Origin of the sequence: Streptomyces sp. SCUT-3 (assembly GCF_014083985.1) — a bacterium.
GTDB lineage: Bacteria > Actinomycetota > Actinomycetes > Streptomycetales > Streptomycetaceae > Streptomyces_H > Streptomyces_H thermolineatus.
This window is the reverse complement of the sequence record NZ_CP046907.1, coordinates 1,765,825-1,788,716: the sequence shown is the minus strand read 5'-3', so window position 1 is coordinate 1,788,716 and position 22,892 is coordinate 1,765,825. Positions and strand designations below refer to the sequence as shown.

Below are 22,892 nucleotides of genomic sequence, written 5' to 3'. Positions count from 1 at the left end.
CCGATCGCGCAGGGCGAGCCTCCCGGATTGCGGCGGCGGCTGTCCGGCAACGGGGCTTCGTGTCGGACGAGGTTCGGCCGTCCAGGTGGTGCAACTGGCGTAAAGCACGCGGGGGCGGACGGGGTGTCCGCACCGGCGGGGACGCTCCGGCGCGAACGGCCGGGCGGGGCGGGCGTGGAGTGCGGGCGGCCGGGTCCGCGGGGTTCGCGCGGTGCGGTCGGGGCCGTCCGGCAAGGGGTAGCCTGCCCGGGACGGACCGTCAGAAACCGGTTCGGTTCCGGGCAGGCGGCCGGTCTCCGCGGTCCCGGCGGCGGGACGAGCGGGTGCGGCGGGGGCCGGCGGCGGAGGGGGCCGCGGCCGGCGGGGGACGGCGGGGGACGGCGGGGGCTCCTACGCCGTCCCGGCGGTGTCGCGGCGCAGCCGGAACCAGTAGAAGCCGTGGCCCGCCAGGGTGAGCAGGTACGGCCACTGGCCGATGGCGGGGAAGCGCACCCCGCCGATCAGCTCGACCGGGTGGTGGCCGTCGAACGCCTGCAGGTCCAGCTCGGTGGGCTGGGCGAAGCGCGAGAAGTTGTTCACGCACATCACCAGGTCGTCCCCGTACTCGCGCAGGTACGCCAGTACCGCCGGGTTGCTGGAGGGCAGTTCGGTGTAGGTGCCCAGGCCGAAGGCGGGGTTCTGCTTGCGGATCTCGATCATCCGCCGGGTCCAGTGCAGCAGTGAGCTGGGGGAGCTCATCGCCGCCTCGACGTTGGTCACCTGGTAGCCGTGGACCGGGTCCATGATGGTCGGCAGGTACAGCCGCCCCGGGTCGCAGGAGGAGAAGCCGGCGTTGCGGTCCGGGGTCCACTGCATGGGGGTGCGCACCGCGTCGCGGTCGCCGAGCCAGATGTTGTCGCCCATGCCGATCTCGTCGCCGTAGTACAGGATCGGCGAGCCGGGCAGGGACAGCAGCAGGGCGGTGAACAGCTCGATCTGGTTGCGGTCGTTGTCCAGCAGCGGGGCCAGGCGGCGGCGGATGCCGATGTTGGCCCGCATCCGCGGGTCCTTGGCGTACTCCGCGTACATGTAGTCGCGCTCTTCGTCGGTGACCATCTCGAGCGTGAGCTCGTCGTGGTTGCGCAGGAAGATGCCCCACTGGCAGCCGGAGGGGATGGCCGGGGTCTTGGCCAGGATCTCCGAGACCGGGTAGCGGGACTCGCGGCGCACCGCCATGAAGATCCGCGGCATGACGGGGAAGTGGAACGCCATGTGGCACTCGTCGCCGCCCTTGGCGTAGTCGCCGAAGTAGTCGACGACGTCCTCGGGCCACTGGTTGGCCTCGGCCAGCAGCACGGTGTCCGGGTAGTGGGCGTCGATCTCGGCGCGGACCCGCTTGAGCAGCTGGTGGGTGCGCGGCAGGTTCTCGCAGTTGGTGCCCTCCTCCGCGTACAGGTAGGGCACCGCGTCCAGCCGGAAGCCGTCGATGCCCAGGTCCAGCCAGAACCGCAGGGCGGCCAGGATCTCCTCGACCACCGCGGGGTTCTCGAAGTTCAGGTCCGGCTGGTGGGAGAAGAAGCGGTGCCAGTAGTACTGCTTGCGCACCGGGTCGAAGGTCCAGTTGGACGCCTCGGTGTCGACGAAGATGATCCGGGCGTCCTGGTACTGCTTGTCGTCGTCGGCCCAGACGTAGTAGTCCCCGTAGGGGCCGTCGGGGTCGCTGCGCGACTGCTGGAACCACTCGTGCTGGTCGCTGGTGTGGTTCATCACGAAGTCGATGATCACGCGCATGCCGCGCTGGTGGGCGGCGTCGACGAACTCCACGAAGTCGGCGAGGTCGCCGAACTCGGGCAGCACGGAGGTGTAGTCGGAGACGTCGTAGCCCCCGTCGCGCAGCGGGGACTTGAAGAACGGCGGCAGCCAGAGGCAGTCCACGCCCAGCCACTGCAGGTAGTCCAGTTTGGCGGTGAGGCCCTTGAGGTCGCCCACGCCGTCGCCGTTGCTGTCCTGGAAGGAGCGGACCAGGACCTCGTAGAAGACGGCGCGCTTGAACCAGTCGGGGTCACGGTCCTTGGCGGGCGTGTCCTCGAAGGTGTCGTGGACGGGTTCGTTGACGGTCAATTGGGTGACCCTCCGATGGGTGAGGACGGCCGCAGGGACAGGACGTGGGAGCGGCCGGGCCCGAGCCGTACGTAGTTCTGGCGGCCCCAGTGGTAGGTCTCGCCGGTGAGTTCGTCACGCACGGCGAAGGAGCCGCCGGCCCTTCCCTGTTCGGGCGCCGGGCCGAGTTCCGCGAGGTTCAACGAGACAGTGGCTTCGTGGGTGTGGTGCGGATCGAGGTTCACGACCACCACGACGGTGTCGGTCCCGGTGCCGGAGGCGGTCCCCTCCCCGTCGGGGTCGGGGATCCGGCTGCGTTTGGAGTAGACGATCACCGCGTCGTTGTCGGCGTGGTGGAACCGCAGGTTGCGCAGCTCCTGCAGCGCCGGATGGCGGCGGCGCAGCCGGTTCAGCCGCGTGATCAGCGGGGCGAGGGAGTTCCCCGACGCCTCGGCGGCGGCCCAGTCGCGCGGGCGCAGCTGGTACTTCTCCGAGTCCAGGTACTCCTCGCTGCCCTCGCGCACGGGGGTGTTCTCGCACAGTTCGAAGCCGGCGTAGACGCCCCAGGTCGGCGACAGCGTCGCGGCGAGCACCGCGCGGGCCTCGAACGCGGGGCGGCCCCCGTGCTGGAGGTAGGCGTGCAGGATGTCGGGGGTGTTGACGAAGAGGTTGGGCCGCATCCAGCCCGCGGCCTCGCCCGACAGCTCGGTGAGGTACTCGGTCAGCTCGTCCTTGGTGTTGCGCCAGGTGAAGTAGGTGTAGGACTGCTGGAAGCCGATCTTCGCCAGGGTGTGCATCATGGCCGGCCGGGTGAAGGCCTCGGCCAGGAAGATCACGTCCGGGTCGGTGCCGTTGACGTCCGCGATGACCCTCTGCCAGAACACCACCGGCTTGGTGTGCGGGTTGTCCACGCGGAAGATCCGCACCCCGTGGCCCATCCAGAAGCGCAGGACGCGGCAGGTCTCCTTCACCAGCCCGTCCATGTCCCGGTCGAAGTCGATCGGGTAGATGTCCTGGTACTTCTTGGGCGGGTTCTCCGCGTGGGCGATCGACCCGTCGGGGCGCCGGTGGAACCACTCGGGGTGCTCGGTGACCCAGGGGTGGTCGGGGGAGCACTGCAGGGCGAAGTCCAGCGCCACCTCCAGGCGCAGTTCGGCGGCCCGCGCCACGAAGCGGTCGAAGTCCTCGATCGTGCCCAGCTCCGGGGCGACCGCGTCGTGCCCGCCGTCGGGGGAGCCGATCGCCCAGGGGGAGCCGACGTCGTGGGGGCCCGCGGACAGCGAGTTGTTGGGGCCCTTGCGGAACGTCCGGCCCACCGGGTGGATCGGCGGCAGGTAGACCACGTCGAAGCCCATGGCGGCGACTGCGGGCAGCCGTTCGGCGGCGGTGCGCAGGGTGCCGCTGACCGGGGGGTGCTGCCCCGTCGGGTCCACGACCGCGCCCTCGGAGCGGGGGAACATCTCGTACCACGAGCCGAACAGGGCGCGCCTGCGCTCCACCCGCAGGGGGAGCGGCGCCGAGGAGCTGACCAGTTCGCGCAGCGGGTGGCGGGCCAGGGCCTCGTCCACCTGGGGGGCGAGGGCCGCGGCCAGGCGGGCGGACGGCGGGCGCCCGGTGTCGCGCAGCGCGTCGACGGCGTCCAGGACGGCGGCCCGCCCGTGCTTCTTGGGCACCCCGGCGGCCGCCCGCTCGTGGATCTCGGCGCCCTCGGCCAGCACGAGTTCGACGTCGATCCCGGCGGGCACCTTGATGCCGGCGGTGTGCCGCCAGGTCGCCACCGGGTCGCTCCACGCCTCGACGGCGTAGGTCCAGCGGCCCTCGCGGGTGGGCGTCACCTCGGCGCCCCACCGGTCGGTGCCCGGGGCGAGTTCGCGCATCGGGGTCCACGGCCCCGGCCTGCCCCTGGGGTCGCGCAGGACCACGTTGGCCGAGACGGCGTCGTGCCCCTCGCGGAAGACCGTGGCGGTGACCGTGAAGGTCTCGCCCACCACGGCGCGGGCCGGGAGCCGCCCGCACTCCACGAGGGGACGGACGTCCAGGACGGGGATCCGGCCGACGGTGTCCTGCCCCGGTGGCCGGGAGGCCGGGGAGGCGGTGCGTTTCCTGGCGGGCGCGCGTCGGGCGCTGCGCTCCGTGGCGTCGGTTCCTGCTGGCATGACCGCTCCTGTCCGCGTCCGCATCGGGGATCGAGGGCGTGGGGGGTGAGACAGGGTCCGCAACGTGTGCTCCGTTGAGCCTGCCCGGGGTACGCCGCCCGCCAACCCGTCGACCGGTTACGGGTGTGCTTCCCGCGTCGACGGCCGACGGCGGGCGAACGTAGCGTACCGGTAGAAAAAGGGCATAACGTGCCAAGGCGTACCGCCTCGTGAGCCGAATCGCCGGAGGACTACCAAGAGCGATACTCGCATCACCGTCCGGGGTTGCGCAGCCCGTACCGGAGCGCAGGTCCGGGGAGCCAGGGCCCCGCGGGCCGCCGGCGGCACTCTTCGGGCCTCCCCGTCGGCGAATCGCCGTCACCCGAGTGGTCGATACTACGAATGTGATGAAACGTCCGGACGGGTGGCGTGTCGTGACCCCGCCGCGTGCGCCGGGCCCGCGGGCGCGGAGCAGGTGCAGCCGACCGCGCCGGGGCGCGCGGAGGCACGCCGGGGGAACCGGAACCCGTCCCCGTGCGGCGCACGCGCCCCTTGTGCGTGCACACGGGTGAATACGACTGCACCCATCCGGGTTTGGCACGGGACTTCCGGGATACCCGCCCGGCCCGCGGCCCGTTCGCGGCTACGGTCGAGGGGTGAAGGCAATTCGTCGTTTCACTGTGCGTACGGTGCTGCCGGAAGCCCTGCAGCCACTCGGAGAACTCGCCCAGAACCTGCGCTGGGCCTGGCACCCGGAGACCCGCGAACTCTTCCACACCGTCGACCCGGCGGGCTGGCGGGCCGCCGGGGGCGACCCGGTGCGGCTGCTCGGCACGGTCTCCGCCGAGCGGCTCGCGGTGCTGGCGGCGGACCGCAGGTTCCTGCGCCGCCTCGACGCCGCCGTGGAGGACCTGCGCGACTACCTGGCCAACCCGCGGTGGTACCAGGGCTCCCCCGCCCACGCCCCCCTGCCCGGCGGCAAGGACGCGCTGCCCGCCGCCATCGCCTACTTCTCACCGGAGTTCGGCATCACCGCCGCCCTCCCCCAGTACTCCGGCGGCCTGGGCATCCTGGCCGGCGACCACCTCAAGTCCGCCAGCGACCTGGGTGTGCCCGTCGTCGGCGTCGGGCTGCTCTACCGGCACGGCTACTTCCGCCAGTCGCTCTCGCGCGAGGGCTGGCAGCAGGAGCACTACCCGGTGCTCGACCCCAACGAGCTGCCGCTGACCCTCCTGCGCGAGGAGTCCGGGGCGCCCGCCCTGGTCTTCCTCGCCCTGCCCGGCGGCCGGATGCTGCGGGCCCGCGTGTGGAAGGCGCAGGTGGGCAGGGTCCCGCTGCTCCTGCTCGACTCCGACGTCGAGGAGAACGGCGCCGCCGAACGCGGCGTCACCGACCGCCTCTACGGAGGCGGCAGCGAGCACCGCCTCCTGCAGGAGATGCTGCTGGGCATCGGCGGCGTGCGCGCGGTCCGCCTCCACCAGCGGCTGGCCGGCCACCCCGAGCCCGAGGTCTTCCACACCAACGAGGGCCACGCCGGCTTCCTCGGCCTGGAGCGCATCCGGGAGATGGTCACCGCCGGGGAGGGCACGGACTTCGACGCCGCCCTGGAGGCGGTGCGGGCCGGCACCGTGTTCACCACCCACACCCCCGTCCCCGCCGGCATCGACCGCTTCGACCGCGACCTGGTCGCCCGCCACTTCGCCGCCGACGGCGAACTGGACGGCGTCGAGGTGGAACGGGTCCTGCGCCTGGGCGCCGAGGACTACCCCGGCGGCGACCCGCGGGTGTTCAACATGGCCGTCATGGGCCTGCGCCTGGCCCAGCGCGCCAACGGCGTCAGCACCCTGCACGGTTCGGTCAGCCGCACCATGTTCGCCGGACTGTGGCCGGGCTTCGACCCCGAGGAGGTGCCCATCACCTCCATCACCAACGGCGTCCACGCCCCCACCTGGGTCGCCCCCGAGGTGCTGCGCCTGGGAGCCCGGCAGATCGGGATGCAGCGCGCCGAGGACGCCATGGCGGTGGGCGCCGCCGAGCACTGGGACCCGGTCGCGGGCGTCCCCGACGGCGTGATCTGGGAGCTGCGCCGCACCCTGCGCGAGCAGCTGGTGCACGAGGTGCGGCGCAGGGTCCGCGCCTCGTGGCGCCAGCGCGGCGCCGCCGACGCCGAACTCGGCTGGGTCGACGACGTCCTCGACCCCGACGTGCTCACCGTCGGCTTCGCCCGGCGCGTCCCCTCCTACAAGCGGCTCACCCTGATGCTGCGCGACCGCGCCCGCCTCACCGAACTGCTGCTCCACCCGGAGCGGCCGGTCCAGATCGTGGTGGCCGGCAAGGCGCACCCGGCCGACGACGCGGGCAAGCGCCTGGTCCAGGAGCTGGTGCGGTTCGCCGACGACCCGAAGGTGCGGCACCGGATCGTCTTCCTGCCCGACTACGACATGGCCATGGCCCAGCACCTGTACCCCGGGTGCGACGTGTGGCTGAACAACCCGCTGCGCCCGCTGGAGGCGTGCGGCACCTCCGGGATGAAGTCCGCGCTCAACGGCGGCCTCAACCTGTCGGTGCTGGACGGCTGGTGGGACGAGTGGTTCGACGGCGACAACGGCTGGGCGATCCCCACCGCCGACGGCTGCACCGCCGAGGGCGACACCGACCGCCGCGACGCGATCGAGGCCGCGGCCCTGTACGACCTGCTCTCCGGCCAGGTCGCCCCCCGCTTCTACGACCGGGGCTCCTCCGGCCTGCCCCGCCGGTGGATCGAGATGGTCCGGCACACCCTGACCACGCTGGGCCCGAAGGTCCTGGCCGGGCGGATGGTCCGCGACTACGTGGAGCGGCTCTACGCCCCGGCGGCCCGGGCGCACCGCACGATGACGGCCCGGGGGGCGCGCCCGGCCGCGGAGCTGGCGCGCTGGAAGGCCCGGGTGCGGGCGGCCTGGCCGAAGGTGGCGGTCGACCACGTCGAGGCCGGTTCGCTCTCCGGCACGGCGGAGCTGGGGGCGACGCTGTCGCTGCGGGTGCAGGTGGCGCTCGGCGGCCTGGACCCGGCGGACGTCGAGGTGCAGGCGGTCTCCGGCCGGGTGGACGAGGCGGACCGGATCACCGGCGGCACCGCGGTCGCGCTCAAGCCGGTGGGCGGTCCCGACCTGGAGGGCCGCTGGATCTTCGAGGGCCCCCTGCAGCTGGACCGCACCGGCCCGTTCGGCTACACGGTGCGGATCCTGCCCGCCCACCGGCTCCTCGCCTCCGGGACCGAGCTCGGGCTGATCGCGGTCCCGGACGGGGGAGGGGGCGGGGGCCGGGCCGGGGAACCGGCCGGCGGCCTGCTGCGCTGACGCGGCCGCACGCGCGGGCGGGGCCCGGCGGCCTGTGACGGCCGCCGGGCCCCGCCCGTGTGCCCGGGTGTGCTCCGTGCGTGTGCTCCGGGGTCCGTGTTCCGGGTTCCGTGCGCCGGGGTCCCTCGGCGGACGGCCCGTCAGGACCTGCGGGGACCCGTCAGAAGGTGAGGCCCCAGTTGGTCAGCGTGCCGGTGTCGGAGCGGTACATGTCCTGCACCCGCAGCTTCCAGGTGCCGTTGGCGACCTCGGAGGAGGCGTTGACGGTGTAGGTGGTGTCCAGGTTGTCCGTCGAGTCGTAGCTCGCGGCCTTGAGGGCGTAGACGCTGCCGTCGGGGGCCACCAGGTCGATCTTCACGTCGCCGATGTAGGTGTGCGTGATCTGCACGTTCACCTTCAGCGTGCTGGGGGCGTTGCCGGTCACGCCGGTGACGGTGATCGGGGACTCGATCGCGGAGCCGGCGTCCGGGATGGCCATGTCGGTGCCGTTGGTGAAGGAGGTGCCGCCACCGCCGCCGCCACCGCCGGAGCGGGCGCCGACGTTGACCGCGGCCCAGGCGTCGGCGACCGCGTTGTAGGTGGCGCTGCCCGAGCCGAACAGGTCGGCGGCGGCGCTCAGGGTGGCGGTGCGGGCGCCGGCGTAGTTGGTGCTGGAGGTCATGTACGTGGTCAGGGCCTTGTACCAGATCTTCTCGGCGTTGGCCCGGCCTATGCCGGTGACGGGCAGGCCGTCGTAGGTCGGGCTGTTGTAGCTCACGCCGTTGATGGTCTTGGCGCCGCTGCCCTCGGAGAGCAGGTAGAAGAAGTGGTTGGCCGGGCCGGACGAGTAGTGCACGTCGACCGAGCCGAGGCCGGAGTACCAGTAGTCCTTGGACGAGCCGTCCTTGGAGGGCTTGTCCATGTAGCGCAGCGGGGTGCCGTTGCCGTTGATGTCGATCTTCTCGCCGACCATGTAGTCGCCCGGGTCGGCGGCGCTGGAGGAGCGGAACTCCACCGCGGCCGCGAAGATGTCGGAGGTCGCCTCGTTGAGGCCGCCGGACTCGCCGCTGTAGGTCAGGTTGGCGGTGTTGGAGGTGACGCCGTGGGTCATCTCGTGGGCGGCCACGTCGAGCGAGGTCAGCGGCTTGGTGTTGCCCGAGCCGTCGCCGTAGGTCATGCAGAAGCAGGAGTCGGACCAGAAGGCGTTGACGTAGGCGTTGCCGTAGTGGACCCGGCTGTAGGCGGCCTTGCCGTCGTTGCGGATGCCGTTGCGGCCGTGGACGTTCTTGTAGTAGTCCCAGGTGGCCTGCGCGCCGTAGTGGGCGTCCACGCCGGCGGTCTGCCGGTTGCTCGGCAGGCCGTTGCCCCACACGTCGTCGGCGTCGGTGAACAGGGTGCCGGTGCCGGAGGACCCGCCGTTGAGGTCGTAGGTCTTGTGGCCGCCGCGGGTGGTGTCGTTCAGCTGGTAGGTGCTGCCCGACAGCGTGGTGCCGATGGTGACGCTGCCGTTGTACTGGCCGGTGCCGGTGCCGGTGTGGACAGCCTCGTAGCTGTACAGCTCCTTGCCGGTCTTCGCGTCGGTGATGACGTGCAGCTCGCTGGGGGTCCCGTCGTGCTGCAGGCCGGTGACCACCGTCTCCCAGGCCAGGGTGGGCCTGCCGTCGGCGGCCCAGACCACCTTGCGGGCGCTCTTGGCGGCCGGGTCGTCGGCCTTCTCGGCCTCGGCGGCCTCGACGGCCTTGGCCTTGGCGGCCTTGGCGGTGACCTTCGCCTCGGTGGAGGAGACCTTGACGTCGGCCTTGACCGCCTTGGTGACGCCCTCGTGCGCGCCGGAGGGCTTCTGGTGGACCACCAGGTCGCCGCCGAGCACGGGGAGGCCCGCGAAGGTGCGGTTGTAGCGGGTGTGCACGCTGCCGTCGGCGTCCTTGACGACGTCGACGACCCGCAGCTCCTCCTGGGAGCCGAGGCCCAGGCGGTCGGCGGTGGCGTCGGCGCGGTCCGCGGCGGTGGCCAGCAGGGAGCCGCGCTCGGCGGCCGAGAGCTTGACGGGCATCGCGCCGGCGTCGGCCTTGGGCTTCGCGGCGGCGGGGGCGGTGGGGGTGGCCTGGGCGGCGGTGACCTGCAGGCCGGCCGCCAGGAGGGCGGAGGCGGCGAGCAGGGCGCCGGTGGCGGCACGTCTGTGGGCGGGACGGGACACGGTGGGGTCTCCTCGTGCGCTTCGGCCGCGTGGTGGGGGCGGCCGGGTGGGGAACCGGGCGACGGTGGCCGACCGGGCGGAGCGCAGTCGTCCGTGCGACCGAAAGGGGAACCGGTGTGCGACGGACGGGGGAGAGCGTGCCACTTGTGACGTGTACTTGTCACCCATTGAAAGTGCGGAGTTCTGTAAAGCGTCCGTTAAGAAACTCCCGCCGTCCGGACAGCGAACGCCCGGACGTCCCGGTTCACACCAGACTGTCCCGCCATGCCCGGTGCAGGCCGGCGAACCTGCCGGTGCCGCCGATGAGTTCGGCCGGCGTCCCGTCCTCGACGATCCGTCCGGCCTCCATCACCAGCACCCGGTCGGCGATCTCCACCGTCGACAGCCGGTGCGCGACGATCACGGCGGTCCGCCCGCGCAGCGCCGTGTGCATCGCCCGCTGCACCGCCTGCTCGCCCGGCACGTCCAGCGAGGAGGTCGCCTCGTCCAGGACCAGCACCGACGGGTCCGCCAGCAGGGCCCGGGCGAACGCCACCAACTGCCGCTGCCCGGCCGAGATCCGCCCGCCGCGCTTGCGCACGTCCGTGTCGTAGCCCTCCGGCAGCGACGCGACGAACTCGTGCGCCCCGATCGCCCGCGCCGCCGCCTCCACCTGCTCCCGCGTGGCGTCGGGGCGGCCCACCGCGATGTTCTCCGCCACCGTCCCCGAGAACAGGAACGACTCCTGGGTCACCATCACCACGCCGCTGCGCAGCTGAGGGGACGCCAACTCCCGCAGGTCCACCCCGTCCAGCAGCACCCGGCCCGCCGACGGGTCGTAGAACCGGGCCAGCAGCTTCGCCAGCGTCGACTTGCCGGCGCCCGTCGCCCCCACCACCGCGACCGTCTGCCCGGCCGGGATCCGCAGGGAGAACTCCGGCAGCACCGGCACCCCCGGGCGGTACTCGAAGGCCACGCCCTCGAAGACCACCTCGCGCCCCCGCCCGGCCCCGCGCTCCGGCAGCGGCACCGGACGCGACGGCTCGGGCACCGCCGGGCGCCGGGCCAGCAGACCGGCGATCTTCTCCAGCGCGGCGGCGGCCGACTGGTAGGAGTTCAGGAACATGCCCAGCCGGTCGATCGGGTCGTACAGCCGCCGCAGGTACAGCACGAAAGCGGCCAGCACCCCCAGCGCCAGGGTGCCGTCGGCCACCCGGTACGCCCCCCACACCACCACGCCCGCCACCGTGGTGTTCGCCACCAGCCGGGAGAGCACCACGTACCGGGCCATCTCCAGGACCCCGTCGCCCACCGTCCGGCCGTAGGCGTCGTTCAGCCGCCCGAAGGCGGCGTCGTTGGCCCGCTCCCGGCGGAACGCCTGCACGGGGCGGATGCCGTTCATCGTCTCGGAGAACTTCACGATGACCTGCGCCACCGCGGTGCGGTTGCGGCGGAAGACGCCGGCGGACCGGCGCCGGAACGACCGCACCACCAGGTACAGCGGGACCGTGGACGCCACCGCCACCGACCCCATCCGCCAGTCCGCGGCCAGCAGCACGGCGGTGATGTACACCACCGACACGCACACCGACAGCAGCTCCCCCAGTCCCTCGTCCAGCAGGTCGCGGAGGGCGTCCACGTCCGAGGTGGCCCGGGAGACGATCCGGCCCGAGGTGTACCGCTCGTGGAAGTCCAGGCTCAGCGCCTGGGTGTGGCGGAAGATCCGGCCGCGCAGGTCCAGCAGCACCGACTGGCTCACCGTGGCGGTGGTGCGGACGTACCCGCGCTGGAGCACGGCACTGCCCACCGCGGACACCCCGTACGCCGCGGCCACCGCGACCAGCACCCCAAAATCGCCCCGGCGCAGCGCGGGCACCGCCCGGTCGATGGCGAACGCCACCAGCAGCGGCCCCGCCTGGGCACAGGCCTGCTGCAGCAGCAGCAGGAGCAGGGCCAGGCCGACGCGCAGCCGGTGCGGGAGCAGCAGGGAACGCAGCAGCGAGGCCGCGGCCCCCGGCGGAACCGGGATGTCCTCCTCGGCGAGGGCCTCCTCGGCGGAGGCCTCCTCGACGGGGGCGTTTTCGGCGGGGGAGTCCTCGGCGGGCGGCCCCGCGGAGGGGGCCTTCCCGGCCGTGCGCCCGTCGGCGGGGGCCTTCTCCGGGCGGTCCTGCGGCTCCGCGTGCTCCTGCGGCTCCGGACGGTCGTGCGGCTCCGCGTGCTCCTGCGGCTCCGGACGGTCGTGCGGCTCCGGGCGGTCCTGTGCGCGGGACGTGCTCGTCGTCATGGGGCTGGGGTCCTCTCCGGAGTCCCGTCACGGCCGTCCTCGGCGGGCACGGCCCGGCCGGACATCAGTTCGCGGTACCGCGGGCAGCGCTCCAGCAGTTCGTGGTGGGTGCCGACGGCGGCGATCCGGCCGCCGTCCAGCAGGGCCACCCGGTCGGCCAGCAGCACCGTGGACGGCCGGTGCGCCACGACCAGCGCGGTGGTGGTGGCCAGGACCCGGCGCAGCGCCGCCTCCACCAGCGACTCGGTGTGCACGTCCAGGGCCGAGAGGGGGTCGTCCAGGACCAGGAAGCGGGGCGAGCCGACCACGGCCCTGGCCAGCGCGAGGCGCTGCCGCTGGCCGCCGGACAGGCTCAGCCCCTGCTCGCCCACCTCGGTGTCCGGCCCCTCGGGCAGCCCGTGCACGAACTGCGCCTGCGCCGTCTCCAGTGCCCGGAGCAGGGCCTCCTCGCCGGCCCCCTCGGCGCCCATCAGGACGTTCTCGCGCACCGTGGCGGAGAAGAGGACCGGGTCCTCGAAGGCCACGGCGACGAGTTCGCGCAGCCGCTCCCGGGGCAGCCGGGAGACGTCCGCCCCGTCCAGGAGGATCCGCCCGCCGGTCGCCTCGTGCAGGCGCGGGACCAGGGACGTCAACGTGGTCTTGCCCGATCCCGTGGCCCCGACCAGGGCCATCGTCTCGCCCGGGCGCACGTGCAGGTCCACCCCGCGCAGCAGGTCGGGGGAGCCGGGCGGGGCGTCCGGGTGGCGGAAGCGCACCCCCTCGAACCGCAGGCCGTCCCGGCGCAGGGGGAGGTCCTCGCCGTCCGGGTCCGCGGGGGGCGAGTCCATCACCTCGAAGTAGCGGTCGGCCGCGGTGGCCGCCTCGTTGCTGAACGCCAGCATCCAGCCGATCGAGTCCACGGGCCAGCGCAGGGCGAGGGCGACGGCCAGGAACGCCACCAGCGTCCCCGCCGACAGGTCCCCGTCCGCCACCTGCACGCAGCCGATCACCAGCGCCGCGCCCATGGCGAGCTCGGGCAGGCCGATGACGACCGCCCACAGGTCGGACAGCAGCCGGGCCTTGCGCAGTTCGGTGCCGCGAAGCTGCTCGGACTGCCGGTGGAAGGCCCGGGCCTGGCTGCGGTGCCGGCCGAACGCCTTGATCACCCGGATGCCGAGCACCGACTCCTCGATCACCGTGGCCAGGTCCCCGGCCTGGTCCTGGGCCCGGCGGGTCTGCAGGGCGTACCGCGTCTCGAACAGCGAGCAGACGGCGATCAGCGGCAGGGTGGGGGCCAGGAGGACCAGCCCGAGCAGCCAGTCCTGGGCGAGCAGGATGCCCAGTCCGACCACGATCGTGGTGCCGTTGACCACGAGGAAGACCAGGACGAACGCCAGGAACATCCGCAGCACGGTCAGGTCCCCGGTGGCGCGCGAGAGCAGCTGCCCCGAGGCCCAGCGGTCGTGGAAGGCGACGGGGAGCCGCTGCAGGTGGCGGTAGAGGTCCGCGCGCAGGCGGGTCTCGACCCCCGCCATCGACCGGGCGACCAGCCAGCGGCGCAGTCCGAACAGCAGGACCTCGGCCACGCCCAGCCCGAGCAGCGCGACGGCCGGCAGCCAGATGCCGGCCGGGTCCCGGTCGGCCACGGGCCCGTCGACGATCTCCTTGAGCACCAGGGGGAACAGCAGCCCCAGGCACGAGGCGGTGACGGCGGCCGCGGCGGAGCCGATCAGCCGGGCCCGCACCGGCCTGACCCAGGGCCACAGGCGCAGCAGGGAGCGGACGGGCGAGCGTCCGGCGGACGGTCCGCCCTCCCCGGCCGTGCCCGGGGAGGGCGCGGGACCGGAGGCGGGACCGGTGCCGGAGGCGGGACCGGAGGCGGGACCGGTGCCGGAGGCGGGACCGGTGTCGGTGTCGGTGCGGGGGGCGGCGGGCGTGTCCGGGGAAGTGCCGGTGGCGGGCGTCTGCTCCATCACGCACGAGGGTAGACGCAGGCACTGACAGTGATCACCCCGTTTTTCGGACGACCGCTCCCGGCCGCGGTGCGTCCGGCGGCCCGGGCCCGGGGATCCTCCGGCCGGACGGGCCCCGGGGCCGGGTGCCGGCCCCGGGTTCAGGCGCCGGCCCCGTGGCCGTCCCGCCCTTCCGGGGCCTCGGGGAGCGCCCGCAGCAGCAGGACGCTGCGGGCCGGAACGGCGACCACCGCCCCGCCGGGGTGCCGGACGCCGCCCGGGGCCGGCTGCTCCTCCAGCGAGGTGTCCGCCACGACCTCGTACTCCGCCGCCCACGGCGCTCCGGGGAGGGTGAAGTCCGCCGGCAGCGGGCCGCGGTGCAGCACGGCCAGGAAGCTGTCGTCGGAAACCGGGCGGCCCAGGCGGTCGCGCCCGGGGAGGTCCCGGCCGGACAGGTACATCCCCAGGGCGTCGGCGGGCGCGAACCAGTCCTGCTCGGTCATCTCCCGCCCCGCGGGGGTGAACCAGGCCAGGTCGCGCAGGCCGCCGGGGCCGGGCCGGCCGGTGAAGAACGTCCGCCGGCGCAGCACCGGATGCGTCCGGCGCAGTGCGACGAGCCGGGAGACCAGGCCTGCCAGGGCGCGCCAGGACGGGTCCTCCAGCAGCGACCAGTCCACCCAGGAGGTCTCGTTGTCCTGGCAGTAGGCGTTGTTGTTGCCGCCCTGGGTGCGGCCCATCTCGTCGCCGGCCACCAGCATCGGGACCCCGGACGACAGCAGCAGGGTGGTCAGCAGGTTGCGGATCTGGCGGCGGCGCAGGGCCGTGATCCCCGGGTCCGCGGTCTCGCCCTCGTGGCCGCAGTTCCACGACCGGTTGTCGTCGGTGCCGTCGCGGTTGTCCTCGCCGTTGGCCCCGTTGCGCTTGTGGTGGTAGCTGACCAGGTCGCGCAGGGTGAAACCGTCGTGCGCGGTGACGAGGTTGACGGACGCGCAGGGGCCGCGCCCGTTGTGCGCGTACAGGTCGCTGGAGCCGGACAGCCGGTACCCCAGGTCGCGCAGGTCCGCTCCCGCGCCGCGCCAGAAGTCGCGCACGGTGTCGCGGTAGCGGTCGTTCCACTCCGCCCACTGCGGGGGGAAGGCGCCGGTCCGGTGGCCGCCGAGGCCCACGTCCCACGGTTCGGCGATCAGTTTGACCCGGCGCAGCACGGGGTCCTGGGCGACGGCCGCGAGGAAGGGCGAGAGCATGTCGACCTCGTTCCACACGGACCGGGTCAGGGCCGGCGCCAGGTCGAAGCGGAAGCCGTCGACGCCCATCTCGGTGACCCAGTGGCGCAGCGAGTCGGTGACCAGCCGCAGGGCCTGCGGCTGGACGACGGCCAGGGTGTTGCCGCAGCCGGTGACGTCGGCGTAGCGGCGGGCGTCGTGCTGTAGGCGGTAGTAGGCGCGGTTGTCGATGCCGCGCAGCGACAGCACCGGGCCCAGCTCCCCGGACTCGGCAGTGTGGTTGTAGACGACGTCGAGGATCACCTCGATGCCGGCCGCGTGCAGGGCCCGCACCATCTCCTTGAACTCGCGGACCTGCCCGCCGCGGCTGTCGGAGGCGGCGTACGCGGCGTGCGGGGCGAACCAGCCGACCGAGTTGTAGCCCCAGTGGTTGACCAGCCCGCGGCGCAGCAGGTGGTCCTCGTGGGCGAACTGGTGCACCGGCAGCAGTTCGACCGCGGTGACGCCCAGGGAGACCAGGTGCTCCAGCGCGGCGGGGTGCGCCAGGCCCGCGTAGGTGCCGCGCAGGTGCTCGGGCACGCCGGGGTGGCGCTTGGTGAAGCCGCGCACGTGCAGCTCGTAGATCACCGAGTCGGCCAGGGGGGTGTCGGGACGGCGGTCCCCGGACCAGTCGTAGGGGTCGTGCACCACCACGCCCTTGGGCACGTACGGGGCCGAGTCGCGGTCGTCGCGCACGGTGTCGGCGACGTGCTGCTCGGGCCAGTCGCGGGCGTGCGCGTACACCTGCGGCGGAAGGGGCAGGGGGCGGCCCGTGCGCACCCCCGGGGGGAGGCCGAACTCGCCGTCCACGGCGAGCGCGTAGGGGTCGAGCAGCAGCTTGGCGGGGTTCCACCGGGCGCCGGTCCACGGGTCCCAGCGGCCGTGCACCCGGTAGCCGTACCGCTGTCCGGGCAGGACGCCGGGCACGAAGCCGTGCCAGACCTGCCGGGTGCGTTCGGGCAGCGGGCAGCGGGTCTCGGTGCCGTCGTCGTCGAACAGGCACACCTCGACGGCCTCCGCGCCGGCCGCCCACAGGGCGAAGTTGGTGCCGGGGCCGCCGTCGGGGCCGGCGCGGTGACGGGCCCCCAGGGGTTCGGGCTCGCCCGGCCACACCGGCCGGGTGCGGGCCGCGGGCGGGGTGCCGGCCGCGGCCGGGGCGCCCGGTCGTGCCGTCCCGGCCGCTCCTGCCGGGGGTGCCGCCTGCGCGGCCCCGTGCTCACGCGTGCTCGTCACGTGACCGCCTCCTGCTGCTCGCGCGGGTCGGTCGCGGTGTCCCCTTTTCCGGACCGGCCCCGCAGGGTCCTGCTCCCTTTCTTCCCGCACCGGTGCGGGCTCTCACGCTCACCGGCCTTTTCCGGACTGCCGGGTGACGGCGGGACGGACCCCTTGGAACCAAACGGTGACACGGCGGTGCCCCGTCCGCAGCAAGGAATGTGATTGTCTGACTTGTATCAGCGCGGTGTGCCGGAAAGGCCCGCGCTTTCCAGGGGGATCAGGTGAATCGGGCCGGGACGTCCCGGGCCGGGGGGTGCGCGCTGCGCGCACCCCTTTCGCGGGACGTCCGCGGAGGGGAGCAGAGGGTGAAGCCGATACGGGCGGCGGCACCGGGGGGCCGCAGGGGAGCGGCGCCGACGGCGCTGCTGATCGGGATGCTGATGCTGGTGGCCACCGCCTGCGGCGGCGGCAGCGCCGATGCGGGCGACGGGGGCAAGGACGGGAAGCAGAAGGCCGGCGGCGACAGGACCGCCTCGCAGGCGGTGGTGACCGTCCTCCCCGAGGACGGCGCGGAGGACGTGGCCACCGCGGGCGCGCTCGAGGTCACCGCCGCCAAGGGGAAGCTGACCTCGGTCGAGGTCAAGGACGACAAGGGCAACGAGGTCGAGGGCAGGATCACCGGGGGCGGCACCGCCTGGGAACCGGTCCACGCGCTGTGGAACGCCACCCGGTACAGCGTCGACGCGGTCGCCGAGGACGCCGACGGCCGCAGGTCCGCCAGGCACTCGGTGTTCACCACGGTGGTGCCGGAGGACACCTTCATCGGCCACTTCACGCCCGAGGACGGCGACACCGTCGGCGCGGGCATGCTGGTCTCCCTCAACTTCAACCGGCCGATCACCGACCGGAAGGCCGTCGAGGAGGCCGTGAAGGTCACCGCCTCGCCGTCGGTGCCGGTCGAGGGGCACTGGTTCGGCGACCGCCGCCTGGACTTCCGGCCCGAGAAGTACTGGGCCAAGGGGACGAAGATCACCCTGAGCCTGCGGCTGAGGGGCGTCGAGGGCGCCGAGGGCGTCTACGGCACCCAGTCCAAGGACGTGACGTACACCGTCGGGCGCAGCCAGGTCAGCACCGTCGACGCGGCGGCCAAGACGATGAAGGTCGTGCGCGACGGGAAGACGGTCAAGACGTTCCCGATCACCGCCGGCGCCCCGGCCACCACGACCTACAACGGGAAGATGGTGATCACCGAGAAGTACGAGGTGACCCGGATGAACGGCGACACCGTCGGCTTCGGCGGCGAGTACGACATCAAGGACGTGCCGCACGCCATGCGGCTGACCACCTCGGGCACCTTCATCCACGGCAACTACTGGGCCTCGGCCGGCACGTTCGGCTCGGCCAACGTCAGCCACGGCTGCGTCGGCCTGCGCGACGTGCGCGGCGGCGGCAGCACCACCCCGGCCGCCTGGTTCTTCGACAACTCGATCGTCGGCGACGTGGTCGAGGTCAAGAACTCCAAGGACAAGAAGGTCGCCCCGGACAACGGCCTCAACGGCTGGAACATGTCCTGGGAGGAGTGGACCGCCGAGCAGTAGGCCCCGCCGGGGGGCCTGCGGGGCCCCCTTCGCGCACCCGCGGCCCGGCGGCCCGGCACCCCCCGGCGGGGGCCGGGCCGCCGGGCCGCGGCCGCGCACGGGGCAGTACGCTCCGGCCATGACTGTGAACCTCGAGGTGGACGGCGGCGTCGGCACGATCCGGCTGGCCCGCCCTCCGATGAACGCACTGGACGCGGCCACCCAGGACCGGCTGCGCGAGGCCGCGGAGGAGGCCGGGCGACGCTCCGACGTGCGGGCCGTCGTCCTCTACGGCGGGGAGAAGGTGTTCGCGGCGGGCGCGGACATCAAGGAGATGCAGGCCATGTCCCACACCGACATGGTCGAGCGGTCCCGCGCCCTGCAGGACGCCTTCACCGCGGTCGCCCGCATCCCCAAGCCCGTCGTCGCGGCCGTCACCGGCTACGCGCTCGGCGGCGGCTGCGAACTGGCGCTGTGCGCGGACGTGCGGATCGCGGCCGAGAACGCCAAGCTGGGCCAGCCCGAGATCCTCCTCGGCCTGATCCCCGGCGCCGGCGGCACCCAGCGGCTGTCCCGGCTCGTCGGCCCCTCCAAGGCCAAGGACCTGATCTTCACCGGCCGCCACGTGCGGGCCGACGAGGCCCTGACCATCGGCCTGGTGGACCGCGTCGTCCCCGCGGAGGAGGTGTACACCGCGGCCCTGGAGTGGGCGTCGAAGCTGGCCGCCGGCCCGCAGTACGCGCTGCGCGCGGCCAAGGAGGCGGTGGACGCCGGCCTGGAGACCGACATCGACACCGGCCTGACGATCGAGCGGAACCTGTTCGCGTCCCTGTTCGCCACCGAGGACCGCGAGCGGGGCATGCGCAGCTTCGTCGAGGAGGGGCCGGGCAAGGCGAAGTTCGTCTGACCCCGGACCCCGGACTCCCGGGCCCCGGACCCCGGGCTTCCGGACTCCCGGTTCCCGGACCCCCGGGCCCCGGGATCCCGGGTGCCGGGCCGGCCGCACGGCCGGCCCGGCACGGGTGCGTCCCGCACGCGCCCCTGCATTTCGCGCACGTCCGGACCACGCGTCGCACACATCTCGTGCGCACCGCGCGCACATCCGGCCCGCGCGCCGCCCCGAACGGGCGAAAGCCGCTCCGGCGGGCCGTTGAATTCGCAGGTTCCGGACCCGACCGGCCAGTAGGCGGCCATGATGTTCCGCATGACGGCCAGGGGTGGTTTCGAGCAGTCGTGGCGGAGAACGGCGACGGCCGCCGCCGGACGGGCACCCACTGTCGAGGACACCCGCGCGTCGATGGCGCTCGACCTCGTCGGGGACCCCTCGGTCGACGAGGTGCAGCTCCCCTCGCGGCCGGAGTCGGCCTCCGCCGCCCGCCGGCTCACCGTCTCGGTCCTGCGCCTGTGGGGACTGGGGGAGCTCGCCGAGAACGCGGAACTGCTGGTGTCCGAACTCGTGGGCAACGCCGTCCGGCACACCGGCGCCCGCACCTTCGGCCTGCGCATCCTGCGGCGGCGCGGCTGGATCCGCGTCGAGGTGCGCGACCCCTCCCGTGCGCTGCCGTGCCTGATGCCGGTGACCGACCAGGACACCGGCGGACGCGGCCTGTTCCTCGTCGACCGGCTCTCCGACCGCTGGGGGGCGGACCTGCTGCCGCGCGGCAAGACCACCTGGTTCGAGATGCGCGTCGCCGACCACTGACGGCCGGCGCCCGGCGCTGCCGCGGAGGCCTGCTGCGAAAGGGGGGCAGTGTAGGACTAGGCGTTGCGCCCGGCCACCCGAAGTGCGCCTTTCGTCCTATGGTGTCCGGGTGCAGCTCAGTCAGATCGCCCGGTACCGCGACGCCGCGTTCCAGCTCCCCGACGTGCCCTCGTGGCTCCCGCCCGAGCGGCACCACGACGCTGCCGCGATCGAACGGCACTGCAACGACCTCGCCCGGGCCGGCCTCGTCGGGCACTTCGGGAACGAGGATGCGGCCGAACGTTTCCTCGCCCGCCGCCTCCCGCTGCGTGCGGCCCTGTGCTACCCGCGCACGCTCGACGACCGCGCCGCGGGGCTGGCGTCCCTGGCCGTCCCCACGGCCCTGGCCGACGAGGCGTTCCGGGCCCCCGGCGTCCGCGACGACCCCGAGCGCGCCGCCGTCCTGCGCGACCGGCTCCTGTCCGTGCTCGACGACGTGGCCCCGCCCGCCGGGTTCGCCCTCGGCCGGCTGCTGTACACCGCGCTCTCGCGCACCACGCCCCGGATGCCCCCGGCCGTGGCCCGCCGCTACCGCCAGGCGCACCGCGAGACCGTCGAGTGCTCGCTGCACGAGGCGGCGGAGGGGCACGACGACACCGTCCTGGACTTCGCCACCTACCTGGGGGTGCGCCGCACCCACCACGCGGCCCACAGGGCCGCCGTCCTGACCGAGTACGCGATCGGCGTCGACCTCACCCGCGAGCTCTCGGAGAGCCCGGCCCTGGCGGCCGCCCGCGACCTGGCCGTCGACCACCTGACGCTGGTCGACGAGCTGTTCTCCTTCCCCGAGGAGTGCCGCGCGCCCCGGTCGGTGAGCGCCGTGTGGGTCTTCGTCGCGCACGAGGGCCGCACCGTGCAGGGCGCCGTGGACAAGCTCGCCGGGCTCGTGGCCGCGGCCGAGGAGGACTTCGCCGAGACGTGCGCGCGGGTCCTGCACGGCCCGCTCGGGGAACGGGGCGACGTCCTGCTCTACCTCAGGGAGCTCGGCCACCTGATGAGCGGCAACCTCCACCACCACCGGTTCGTCCGCGGCGGGGAGGCGGCCTGCGTCCCCTCCCCGGGCCCGGGCACCGCCCCCGGCGTCCCCCGCCCGGCCTCCCCCGCCTGAGCGGCCCGCCGCCCGGGCCCGTCAGTCGGGCCCCGCCGCCCGGGTTCTGCCGCCCGGGCCCCGTCACTCCGGTCGCCTCGGCCGCGCACTCCGGAACTCCTGCGCGGCCGGGGCGGCCGGGCGTCCTGTCAGCCGCGCGGGAGCACCGTGCCCAGCACCTCCGGCCGCAGCGAGGACCAGTCGCTGGTCGCGAAGCTCGCGTGCCGGCCGGCGAGCAGCGCCAGCCGGTCCAGCGCCTGCTGCTCGGTGGGGTTGTACGCGTCGATGGCCGGGGCCACCGAGTGGGCGCCCGTCATCACGAGCAGGTAGTTGTTCCGCGCGTACCAGGAGGTGTCGATCCCCCCGGCCGCGTAGGAGCCGGCACTGCCGTCGAACACCACGAACCACGGCCGCAGCGAGGTGTCCGAGTAGCGGGTGCGCGGGTCGCCCGCCTCCGCGCCGAGCACGGTCGGGAAGGCCTGCGCCGTGGAGGGGGCGGCCCGCAGGTGGCGGGCGTACTCCACGTCCGTCCACAGGGTGTCCGTGGGGTTGGACTGCTCCACGGTGCCCGGGATCACCTCGAACATCACCGTGCCGGCCAGCGCCTCCCTGCTCGGCCAGGCGCCGGCCCGGGCCGCGTCGTCGGGCGTGGCGTGCCCGCCGGCCATCAGCCGTGCCGGGGTGAACACCATGTCGCCGAGCCTGCCGCGCACCAGGGCGTCGAACTCGTCCGGGCCCAGCCCCGCCCTGTTGTTGAAGCCGGACTTGAACTCGACCTTGAACACGATCGGCCGGTGCCCGGGGTTCGCGTCGTGCCAGGCGCGGATGTTGTCCAGGCAGCTGCCCAGGTCCTGGTTGCGGACCTGCCCGCGCAGCTCCTCGGGGCTGTCGGCGTACTCGCAGTTGTTGTCGTTCCCGAACGGGTTGCTGTGGCTCACCCGCCACCGCCTGCTCAGGGAGTCGGCCCACACGTCCAGCTCCACCAGGGCGGCGCCGGAGTCCAGCGCGTCCACGAAGTAGGTGAACGTGCCCTTCTCGTAGGCGTTGTGCACGCCCGCGGCGGTGGTCGCCGACAGGGCGGCCCCCGCCGCCGCCCCGCTCCCCGCCGCCCCGGCGCTCCCGGGCACGGCCGCCAGGACCACCGCCGCCACCACCGCCCCCGCCAACGCCCCGACCCGACGTGCACGACGGACCCGCATGCCACCTCCACGGTGCGCAGAGCAACAAGTGGGCGGCAGATTACGGGAGTTGGAGTACCGGAGGGTAGCCTCCGGACGAACGTACGGCGCGGGCGCGGGCGCGGAGCCGGCGCCCCGCGCCGGTCGCCGTGCGGGTCAGGGCCTCCAGCCGGGGGAACGGCCCGTCAGGGCCAGCAGCCGGTCCGCGGCCGGGGCGTTCCCGGGGATCTCGACCGGCGGTGCGAACAGGCCGCTGTCCGCGAGCGAACCGGAGTACCTGCCGAACTCGCGCAGCGAGAAGGCGACCAGCGACTCGGGCACGCGGGGGTCCGCGCCGACCGCCCGCGCCAGGTCCCAGCCGTGCACCGTGGCGTCCGCGGTCATCTGCGCGCAGTAGGCCAGGCCGCTGCTCACCCCGTACGACAGGTGCACCCGCTTCTCCAGGGCGCCGGGCCGCTCCCAGCTGCGCCGCGCCGCCCCGGCGGCCGCGTCCCAGGCCGCGGCCGGGTCGTCCCCCAGCACGTCGCCGTCGAACCGGTCGCCGACCGCGGCGGGGTCCAGGCCCTCGTCCACCAGGGGCGGGACCCACAACTGCTCCACCGTCAGGTGGTTGACCAGGTCGCGCACCGTCCAGTCCTCGTCGGGGGTGGGCAGGTCCCACCGGTCGGGGAGTACCGCGTGCACCCCCCGGCCGAAGAACGCCAGGGCCTCTGCGTGGCACCGCAGGACCTCGTCGGGGGAGTGGGGGCTCTCGTCGCTCATGGACCCACCCTCGCAGCGGCCCCTCCTCCCGGCGACCCAGTACGGGCAACCGGAGCATCACACCCGGGAGGGATGCCGGTTGGTCCCCTCGTATGACGACAGCAGTGCAGGAGGTGCACAAGAATCACAACCGTCACAGGCCACATCA

13 protein-coding genes are annotated in these 22,892 nt (G+C 73.9%); 5 read left to right on the top strand and 8 right to left on the bottom strand.

The window, feature by feature from the left end:
* Positions 1-390: 390 nt before the first annotated feature.
* Together treS and GQS52_RS07715 are read right to left on the bottom strand one after the other, a co-directional pair.
* On the bottom strand, positions 391-2,100 hold the full coding sequence (treS, locus tag GQS52_RS07720; protein WP_182312648.1) for a maltose alpha-D-glucosyltransferase: 1,710 nt from the start codon (positions 2,098-2,100) through the stop codon (positions 391-393).
* Entirely contained in the window at positions 2,097-4,235 is a 2,139-nt protein-coding gene (locus GQS52_RS07715) for an alpha-1,4-glucan--maltose-1-phosphate maltosyltransferase (RefSeq protein WP_182312645.1), read from the bottom strand. The genes treS and GQS52_RS07715 overlap by 4 nt, the downstream gene beginning before the upstream one ends.
* A 635-nt stretch (positions 4,236-4,870) precedes the next feature.
* On the opposite strand from GQS52_RS07715, the gene glgP reads away from it, so the two are divergent.
* Positions 4,871-7,552: an alpha-glucan family phosphorylase gene (gene glgP, locus GQS52_RS07710; RefSeq protein WP_182312643.1), complete on the top strand. Its 2,682-nt coding sequence runs from the start codon at positions 4,871-4,873 to the stop codon at positions 7,550-7,552.
* A gap of 160 nt (positions 7,553-7,712) precedes the next feature.
* Here glgP and GQS52_RS07705 read toward each other — a convergent pair whose 3' ends face one another.
* The 4 genes from GQS52_RS07705 to glgX all read right to left on the bottom strand — a co-directional run bounded on the left by GQS52_RS07705 (position 7,713) and on the right by glgX (position 16,417).
* Entirely contained in the window at positions 7,713-9,728 is a 2,016-nt protein-coding gene (locus tag GQS52_RS07705) for a M4 family metallopeptidase (protein ID WP_259370642.1), read from the bottom strand.
* Positions 9,729-9,972: 244 nt separating this feature from the next.
* Complete coding sequence (locus tag GQS52_RS07700) at positions 9,973-11,991, bottom strand: ABC transporter transmembrane domain-containing protein (RefSeq protein ID WP_182312639.1); 2,019 nt, start codon at positions 11,989-11,991, stop codon at positions 9,973-9,975.
* Positions 11,988-13,943: an ABC transporter transmembrane domain-containing protein gene (locus GQS52_RS07695; RefSeq protein ID WP_182312637.1), complete on the bottom strand. Its 1,956-nt coding sequence runs from the start codon at positions 13,941-13,943 to the stop codon at positions 11,988-11,990. Before GQS52_RS07695 ends, GQS52_RS07700 begins: the two co-directional genes overlap by 4 nt.
* Before the next feature lie 140 nt (positions 13,944-14,083).
* Positions 14,084-16,417, bottom strand: coding sequence for a glycogen debranching protein GlgX (glgX, locus tag GQS52_RS07690; protein WP_182312635.1), 2,334 nt, complete (start codon positions 16,415-16,417; stop codon positions 14,084-14,086).
* 416 nt (positions 16,418-16,833) lie between these two features.
* On the opposite strand from glgX, the gene GQS52_RS07685 reads away from it, so the two are divergent.
* From GQS52_RS07685 to GQS52_RS07670, 4 genes are all read left to right on the top strand, one after another.
* On the top strand, positions 16,834-17,997 hold the full coding sequence (locus GQS52_RS07685; RefSeq protein WP_182316282.1) for an Ig-like domain-containing protein: 1,164 nt from the start codon (positions 16,834-16,836) through the stop codon (positions 17,995-17,997).
* Positions 17,998-18,115: 118 nt separating this feature from the next.
* Positions 18,116-18,883 carry an enoyl-CoA hydratase-related protein gene (locus tag GQS52_RS07680; RefSeq protein WP_182312633.1) on the top strand — a complete coding sequence of 256 codons (768 nt, stop codon included), beginning with the start codon at positions 18,116-18,118 and terminating at the stop codon, positions 18,881-18,883.
* Between the two features lie 297 nt (positions 18,884-19,180).
* A complete protein-coding gene (locus GQS52_RS07675; RefSeq protein WP_182312631.1) occupies positions 19,181-19,678 on the top strand; it encodes an ATP-binding protein in 498 nt (165 codons plus the stop codon).
* A gap of 109 nt (positions 19,679-19,787) precedes the next feature.
* A complete protein-coding gene (locus GQS52_RS07670; protein WP_182312629.1) occupies positions 19,788-20,825 on the top strand; it encodes a terpene synthase family protein in 1,038 nt (345 codons plus the stop codon).
* Between the two features lie 128 nt (positions 20,826-20,953).
* Here GQS52_RS07670 and GQS52_RS07665 read toward each other — a convergent pair whose 3' ends face one another.
* On the bottom strand, positions 20,954-22,003 hold the full coding sequence (locus tag GQS52_RS07665; protein ID WP_182312627.1) for a phosphatidylinositol-specific phospholipase C domain-containing protein: 1,050 nt from the start codon (positions 22,001-22,003) through the stop codon (positions 20,954-20,956).
* Between the two features lie 135 nt (positions 22,004-22,138).
* Entirely contained in the window at positions 22,139-22,744 is a 606-nt protein-coding gene (locus GQS52_RS07660; RefSeq protein WP_182312625.1) for a TIGR03086 family metal-binding protein, read from the bottom strand.
* Between the last annotated feature and the right edge of the window lie 148 nt (positions 22,745-22,892).